Annotated in this window: 10 protein-coding genes; 2 read left to right on the forward strand and 8 right to left on the reverse strand. The window is 67.8% G+C overall.

Features of this window, described 5'->3' with window-relative positions:
- Together WBL05_RS10545 and aroD are read left to right on the forward strand one after the other, a co-directional pair.
- Nucleotides 1-469 (forward strand): cobalt ABC transporter (locus tag WBL05_RS10545; protein WP_424225783.1); only part of this gene is annotated, 469 nt, incomplete at its 5' end.
- 71 nt (nucleotides 470-540) lie between these two features.
- Nucleotides 541-1,317 carry a type I 3-dehydroquinate dehydratase gene (gene aroD / locus WBL05_RS10550; protein WP_424225785.1) on the forward strand — a complete coding sequence of 259 codons (777 nt, stop codon included), beginning with the start codon at nucleotides 541-543 and terminating at the stop codon, nucleotides 1,315-1,317.
- A 17-nt stretch (nucleotides 1,318-1,334) separates the two neighbouring features.
- On the opposite strand, the gene WBL05_RS10555 is transcribed toward aroD, so the two are convergent.
- The 8 genes from WBL05_RS10555 to folP form a co-directional block, all read right to left on the reverse strand.
- A complete protein-coding gene (locus tag WBL05_RS10555; protein WP_424225786.1) occupies nucleotides 1,335-1,652 on the reverse strand; it encodes an AAA family ATPase in 318 nt (105 codons plus the stop codon).
- Nucleotides 1,615-1,977 (reverse strand): hypothetical protein, encoded by a 363-nt coding sequence (locus WBL05_RS10560; protein WP_424225787.1) that lies wholly within the window; start codon nucleotides 1,975-1,977, stop codon nucleotides 1,615-1,617. The genes WBL05_RS10555 and WBL05_RS10560 overlap by 38 nt, the downstream gene beginning before the upstream one ends.
- Nucleotides 1,978-2,146: 169 nt before the next feature.
- The gene (locus WBL05_RS10565; protein ID WP_424225789.1) at nucleotides 2,147-2,353 is read right to left on the reverse strand and encodes a dodecin family protein; all 207 of its coding nucleotides are present in this window, start codon (nucleotides 2,351-2,353) and stop codon (nucleotides 2,147-2,149) included.
- A 215-nt stretch (nucleotides 2,354-2,568) separates the two neighbouring features.
- On the reverse strand, nucleotides 2,569-5,100 hold the full coding sequence (locus tag WBL05_RS10570; protein ID WP_424225790.1) for an ATP-dependent Clp protease ATP-binding subunit: 2,532 nt from the start codon (nucleotides 5,098-5,100) through the stop codon (nucleotides 2,569-2,571).
- Between the two features lie 212 nt (nucleotides 5,101-5,312).
- Nucleotides 5,313-5,645 (reverse strand): histone-like nucleoid-structuring protein Lsr2, encoded by a 333-nt coding sequence (locus WBL05_RS10575; RefSeq protein ID WP_424225791.1) that lies wholly within the window; start codon nucleotides 5,643-5,645, stop codon nucleotides 5,313-5,315.
- Nucleotides 5,646-5,727: 82 nt separating this feature from the next.
- Complete coding sequence (gene folK, locus WBL05_RS10580) at nucleotides 5,728-6,282, reverse strand: 2-amino-4-hydroxy-6-hydroxymethyldihydropteridine diphosphokinase (RefSeq protein ID WP_424225793.1); 555 nt, start codon at nucleotides 6,280-6,282, stop codon at nucleotides 5,728-5,730.
- Nucleotides 6,275-6,640 (reverse strand): dihydroneopterin aldolase, encoded by a 366-nt coding sequence (folB, locus tag WBL05_RS10585; protein WP_424225795.1) that lies wholly within the window; start codon nucleotides 6,638-6,640, stop codon nucleotides 6,275-6,277. The genes folK and folB overlap by 8 nt, the downstream gene beginning before the upstream one ends.
- Before the next feature lie 40 nt (nucleotides 6,641-6,680).
- Nucleotides 6,681-7,405 (reverse strand): dihydropteroate synthase (folP, locus tag WBL05_RS10590; protein WP_424225796.1); only part of this gene is annotated, 725 nt, incomplete at its 5' end.

Here is a 7,405-nt window from a genome sequence, read left to right on the forward strand (position 1 = left end):
GGACGGCGGCTCCGGAGCCGGCAAGACGACGCTGGCCGCCAGGCTGCGGGACCGCCTGTCGCCCCGGATGGGCCCGGTGCAACTGGTCAGCCTGGACGACGCCTACCCCGGCTGGCAGGGGCTGTCGGCGGCGTCCGAGTGGGTGTGGCAGACCATCCTGCGGCCCGTCGACCCGGGTCACCCGACCTGGGACTGGGAGCACGACCGGAGCGCCGGCTGGCGGGACCTCGACCCGGAGCTGCCGATCATCGTCGAGGGCTGCGGGGCGCTGAGCCGGCGCAGCGCGGCCCTGGCGTCGGTGCGCATCTGGTACGAGATGGACGCCGAACTGCGCCGCGAGCGGGCGCTTGGCCGCGACGGGGACGGCTACCGTCCGTGGTGGGACACCTGGGCCGCCCAGGAGGCCGAGCACTGGCAGGTCAACCGGCCCTGGGAGCTGGCCGACCTGATCGTGCGCGGCGAGACCTGAGCGCGGCGCCGGATCCAACCGGATCGGCGGCAAGGGTTACACAACGCGCCGAGTGTCGCTACCGTGTCGACATGAGCCCGGCCCCGAAGCGTCCCGTACTGCAGGTCCGAGGTGTCCAGCTGGGCGGTCCGGGCCGGCCCAAGGTGATCATCCCGATCACCGACGCCCACGAACCCGGCATACTGTCAGCCGCCAGGCGGATCGCCGACAGCCGTGCCGACCTGGTGGAGTGGCGGGTCGACCGTTACGAGCACCGCGACGACCACACGCGGGTCGCCCGGATGACCGCCCGGATCCGCGAGGTCGTGGGTGAGCGACCGCTGCTGTTCACCGCCAGGACCAAGCACGAGGGCAGCAACTGGCACCCGAGCAGCGACGGCTACCGTGACCTGATCGCGGACGCCTGCGCCAGCGGCACCATCGATCTGGTTGACGTGCAGTACCTGAACCCGGCAGCCAAACGATGCATCGAGGCGGCGCGGGCCAACCGGGTCCCGGTGGTGGCGTCCAACCACGACTTCGCCGGCACCCCCAGCACCGCCGAGATCACCGACCGGCTGAACGCGATGGCGTCGATGGGGGCCGACATCGCCAAGATCGCAGTGATGCCCAGGTCTGCGGTCGACGTGGCCGCGCTGCTGGCTGCGACCGCTGTGTGCGCCGAGTCGTCCCGGGTGCCGCTGATCACCATGTCGATGGGTCCGCTGGGAGCTGTCAGCCGGCTGTCCGGACAGGTCTTCGGTTCGTGCGCCACCTTCGCCACGCTCGGGGACGCCGGCTCGGCCCCCGGCCAGATGCCGTTGGACGATGTGCTGGCCGCCCTCGACCTGATCGGCCGCGACCTCTAGCCGGTCATCCGGCCCGGCTACTGGTTGAGTCGCCCCGCCGCGTGCGCCCGGGCAGCTGCCGCGATCACCTGGGCGGCGTCCTCGACGTCCAGCCGGCAGGTGTTCACCACCAGGTCGTAGTACTCCAGGTTGCGCGGGTCGTAGCCGTAACCGAACACCGACATCGAGACCCGCAGTTCGTCCTCGAACCGCAGCTGCACCGCTGCCATCTCCGAGGCGAGGTCGGACGCCTCGGCTGCCCGGTTCACCCGCGCCGGCTCGGGGCCGTCCAGCCAGACGTTGAACACGTTGGGCCAGTCACGCAGGATGTAGGCGCTGTTGCGGCCGAGTAGCACCCCCCCCTTCGCGGGCGGTGCGCTTCACGGTGATGGTGTTGGCCGAGATCTTGTCGCGCAGGCTGGCCAGATCGGTCTCCGACAGCACGTTCTGCACCACCGATTCCCCGCCGAACCCCTGCAGCAGCCGGACGAACTGGTCGTCCTCGGCATCCTCGCCGGCCGCGAAGGCGCGGGCGATGTCGGCCGAACTGACCGCCTGGCCATGCAGCGGCAGGTCGAGGATCTCGGCCAGTCGTTGCCCGATCGCTTCCATCCGGGAGCCAGCGCTCTCCCACAGGGTGATCACCAGGCGGCCAGCTGGCTCGGGTCTCGGTTCCGCCATCACACCCTCCTAGGTCGTTGCTTCGATTATGGCTGCTGGGACGCCGCCCCCGCTCAGCTCCGCGGGTTCCAGCCGGCGGCGGCTCGTGGAACCTGCGTCCCAGTAATCACGGAAGGTGGGGCCCGCCAGTTCGGCGAGCCCCACCCTGCAACCTGTTGGTAGGCGGCGGCTACTTCGCTTCGTACTTGAACGAGACCCGCAGCTTCGTCCGGAAGGTGAGCGCGCCGCCTTCATCGATGTGGACGTCCTGCTCCACCACCTCGGCGACGCGCAGGTCGCGGATGGTCTTGCTGGCCACCTTGATGGCGTCGGCTGCTGCGTCCTCCCAGGACTGGCTGCTGGTGCCAATGAGATCAGTGACTCGATAAACGCTCATACGACCTCCTCGGTTGTCGGGCGGGTTTGCCCTTGACATCCTTTCTACCCCGGCAATCTGCCCTGGTCAGCGAAACCGGCCGGTCAGGCACTGTGGGTGCAGTCGCTCGCCAAGACCGACACTTTCTGCACCCAATCGGTGCGCCCTAACCGGCCCGGACACGAAGAAGCGGTGGGCCCCAACTGGGACCCACCGCCTTCAGTGGGATTCTGCGGTCAGTTCTGCTGGGTCCCGCTGTCCATCGCGGCCAGCGGGGCGTCCGGCAGGGTCGTCTTCGGCGTACCGACGAAGGTGAACGCCTCGGTCGACTTCTCGTCGGCGCCGGGCACGGCGTCCACCACGACGATCGAACCCGCGGTCAGCTCACCGAAGAGGATCTGCTCGGCGATCGGGTCCTCGATGTCGCGCTGGATGGCCCTGCGCAACGGACGGGCCCCCAGCACCGGGTCGTAACCGCGCTTGGCGATCAGGTCGCGGGCCGCCGGGGTCAACTCGATGCCCATGTCGCGGTCTGCGAGCCGGGCCTCGATCTCGCCCACCATCAGGTCGACGATCCGCTGGATGTCCTCCTGGCTGAGCTGGTGGAAGACGATCGTCTCGTCGACGCGGTTCAGGAACTCGGGGCGGAAGTGCTGCTTCAGCTCCTCGTTGACCTTCGCCTTCATCGACTCGTAGCTGGTCTCGGCGTCGCCGGCCCGCGAGAAGCCCAGAGTGACACCCTTGCTGATGTCACGGCTACCCAGGTTGGTCGTCATCACGATCACGGTGTTCTTGAAGTCGACCACCCTGCCCTGGGCGTCAGTCAGACGACCCTCGTCCAGGATCTGCAGCAGCGAGTTGAAGATGTCCGGGTGCGCCTTCTCGATCTCGTCGAACAGGATGACGCTGAACGGCTTGCGCCGCACCTTCTCGGTGAGCTGCCCACCCTCTTCGTATCCGACGTAGCCAGGAGGCGAACCGAACATCCGCGAGGCGGTGTGCTTCTCGGAGTACTCGCTCATGTCGAGCACGATCAGCGCGTCCTCGTCGCCGAACAGGAACTCGGCCAGCGCCTTGGTCAGCTCGGTCTTGCCGACACCGGACGGGCCGGCGAAGATGAACGAGCCGGACGGCCGCTTCGGGTCCTTCAGGCCGGCGCGGGTACGGCGGATCGACCGGGACAGCGCCTGCACGGCGTCGTCCTGCCCGACGTAACGCTTGTGGATCTCGTCCTCCATGCGCAGCAGCCGGCTGGACTCCTCCTCGGTCAGCTGGGCGACCGGGACACCGGTCGAGCTGGCCAGCACCTCGGCGATCTGCTCCTGGCCGACCACCGCCGGTGAATCGCTGTCGCCGTTCTTCCAGGCCCGCTCACGCTCGGCGCGCGCCGCCAGCAGCCGCTTCTCGGAATCGCGCAGGCCGGCGGCCCGCTCGAAGTCCTGGGCGTCGATGGCCGCCTCCTTCTCGATGCGGACGCTGGCGATCTTCTCGTCGAACTCGCGCAGGTCGGGCGGTGCGGTCATCCGCTGGATGCGCATCCGGGCGCCGGCCTCGTCGATCAGGTCGATCGCCTTGTCTGGCAGGAACCGGTCCTGCACGTAGCGGTCGGCCATGTTGGCGGCCGCCGTCAACGCCTCGTCGGTGATGGTCACCCGGTGGTGCGCCTCGTACCGGTCGCGCAGGCCCTTGAGGATGTCGATCGTCATGGCGATCGACGGCTCGGAGACCTGGATCGGCTGGAAGCGGCGCTCCAGGGCGGCGTCCTTCTCGATGTGCTTGCGGTACTCGTCCAGCGTGGTGGCGCCGATGGTCTGCAGCTCACCACGGGCCAGCATGGGCTTCAGGATGGACGCGGCGTCGATCGCGCCCTCGGCGGCACCCGCACCCACCAGGGTGTGGATCTCGTCGATGAACAGCATGATGTCGCCGCGGGTCTTGATCTCCTTGAGCACCTTCTTCAGGCGTTCCTCGAAGTCACCGCGGTACCGGCTGCCGGCCACCAGGGCCCCCAGGTCGAGGGTGTAGATCTGCTTGTCGCGCAGGGTCTCGGGGACGTCACCCCGGACGATCCGCTGGGCCAGACCCTCCACGATCGCGGTCTTGCCGACGCCGGGCTCACCGATCAGCACCGGGTTGTTCTTGGTGCGCCGGCTGAGCACCGTCATCACGCGCTCGATCTCGGTCTGGCGTCCGATCACCGGGTCGAGCCGGTTCTCGCGGGCAGCCTGAGTCAGGTTGCGGCCGAACTGGTCGAGCACCGTGGTTCCGCCCCGCGGGGTCTCCCCCATCTCGGGCGCGCCGGAGGTGATCGGCTGGCCCTCGGTGGAGCTCTGGTATCCGCTCAGCAGTTGCAGCACGGTGTTGCGGACCCGGTTCAGGTCGGCGCCAAGCTTGATGAGGGTATCGGCGGCCACCCCCTCGCCTTCGCGAATCAGGCCCAGCAGGATGTGCTCGGTACCGATGTAGGAGTGGTTCATCTGCAGTGCCTCGCGCAGCGACAACTCCAGCACCTTCTTGGCCCGCGGGGTGAACGGGATGTGCCCGGTCGGCTGGGTCTGGCCGTGGCCGATGACCTCCTCGACCTGAGCGCGTACCGCCTCCAGCGAGATGCCCATCTGCTCCAGGGCCTTGGCGGCAACGCCCTCGCCCTCATGGATGAGGCCGAGCAGGATGTGCTCCGTGCCGATGTAGTTGTGGTTCAGCATCTTGGCCTCGTCCTGGGCCAGGACCACCACACGGCGCGCGCGGTCAGTGAAACGCTCGAACATTCGTCTCCTCAGGTTGGCTCGGTTGAGCCTCTTCCGCCCGCCGGGGTTGACTCAGGCGGACTCATGTCAAGTCTAGGTTGTGGGTCCCAAAGTCGGTCGCCGCCATCGCCCAAGTTGGGGACAACCACGATCCAGCCGTGCAGGGATACAACCGTTCAACCAACCCCGGGGCCGATTTCTTCCCGCGCGAGTCGGCGCAAGGCGCCGCGTGGTCAGGAATGCGCCAGCTCGTAGGCCTTCCTGATGTGCGCCGGCACCCGGCCGCGGGAACTGACCTCGTAGCCGTTCTGCGCCGCCCAGGCCCGGATCTCGGTTGCCGAGGCGCCCGAGGCGACCGAGGCAGCCCGGCCACTGCTGCGCGGCCGACGGTCGGTGATCACCCGCGCCGCGCCGACGTACGGCGCCAGCGCCTCGCGCAGCCGCATCGCGTTGTCGGATGACAGGTCTATCTCGTAGTTGGTGCCGTCGAGCCCGAACCGGACTTTTTCGTCAGCCGGCGTTTCGTCGATGTCGTCAATGAGAATGATCTCGACACGCTGGGCCATTTCGCCCCTCCTAGAGTCTCCAGAGCCGCAGCCACAGCATGCAATAAGAATGGCCGCGTATTCAAGAGTAGCGGACGCCCAGTCAGGGTTTCTCTATTTTGACATCGGTAAGTCTGGTCACCCCGGAGGTGTCCATGGTGGCGACCAGATCGTCAACGCGGCCCTGCGGTAATGTGGCGCGCGGCTCGATATCGAGCCAGGGCACCAGCACGAATGCCCTTTCGTGGGCGCGTGGGTGCGGCAACTGCAATTGCGGGGTGTCGCTGGTGCGCTTGCCGACCATGATCAGGTCGATATCAAGGCTGCGCGGCCCGGCAGGATTGTTCGGGTCACGCTTGCGTTCGTAGGCCTGTTCGATCGCCTGGCAGCGTTCCAGCAGGGTCTTGGGCTCCAGGGTCGAGTCCGCGATCACCACCAGGTTGTAGAAATCGGGCTGGTCGAGGTAGTCGACCGGCTTGGTCAGGTACAGCGGGGAGACGTCCACCACGATCAGGTTCGGGGTTTCGGCCAGCCGGTTGACCGCGCCCTGCAGGATCTCGACAGAATCGCCAAGGTTCGAACCCAGACTGAAGACCACCTGATTCAACGGCCTCAAATTGCCCAACGTGTCAACGTCAACGGGAAAGGCGTCAGTCATCGTTGCTCCTTGAAATCGTCACCGATACATCATCGTATTTTTCCGGGATCGGGGCGTGCGGTTTATGGACGGTCACCGTGAGGCGGCGAATCCGTCGATCGGACAGCACCGCGTCGGCAATCCTGTCGGCCAGCGTTTCGATCAGGTTCACCGGCTCACCTTCGATGATCGCCACCACGGCGCCGGCCAATTCACCGTAGTGCACCGTTTCGGCGATGTCATCTGCGCTTGGCGCCGCCACCTCGAGCGCCAGGTCGACGACGAACTCCTGGCCGGTGCGCCGCTCGATCTCGAGCACACCGTGGAAACCCTGGGCCCGCAAGCCCGAAAGCGTGATCGTGACCAGCCGGTCGTCCATACCCGCGAGGTTAGCGGCCAGCGCGGTGCCACCCGCGCGGTTAACCGGAATCATCAGCCGACATTGACGTCATTGCCAGATTGATACGTTCTACAACGGCAATTGCGTCGCGCTGAGCGCGAACTTCATGGCTGCGCACCGCCCACACGCACTGCTGGGCGCAGACCACCGAGATCGCGGCGGTGGCTGCGTCCCGGCCGGCGGGTTCGCGGCCGCCCAGCAACTCTGCGAGGAAGCGCTTGCGGGATGCCCCGACCAGCACCCGGTGACCCATCGCGGTGAACCGTCCCAGGTTGGCCAGGATCAGCCAGTCGTGCTCGCCGGTCTTGGCAAAACCGAGGCCGGGATCGAGGATCAGTCGTTCGGCCGCGATCCCGGCAGCCAGGCAGGCCTCCGCCCGGGCCGCCAACTCGGCGGTCACCTCAGCCACCACGTCCCGGTAGGACGCCAGGGCGTTCATCACCGCGCCGTGGCCACGCCAGTGCTGGCAGACGTAGTCGACGCCGGCGTCCGCGACCACCCGGTGCATCGCGGGGTCGGCGAGCCCGCCGGACACGTCGTTGATGATGGCGGCCCCGGCGTCGATGCACTGGCGGGCGACCTCGGCGCGCATGGTGTCCACGCTGACCCGGCAGTGCACCGAAAGGGCCCGCACGACCGGCAGCACCCGCCGCAGCTCCTCGTCCTCGCTGGGACGCACGGCTCCGGGCCGGGTCGACTCCCCGCCGACGTCGAGCAGGTCGGCGCCCTGGGCCAGCACCTCCC

This window comes from Brooklawnia sp., from assembly GCF_049651565.1.
In the GTDB taxonomy this organism is placed as follows: domain Bacteria; phylum Actinomycetota; class Actinomycetes; order Propionibacteriales; family Propionibacteriaceae; genus Brooklawnia.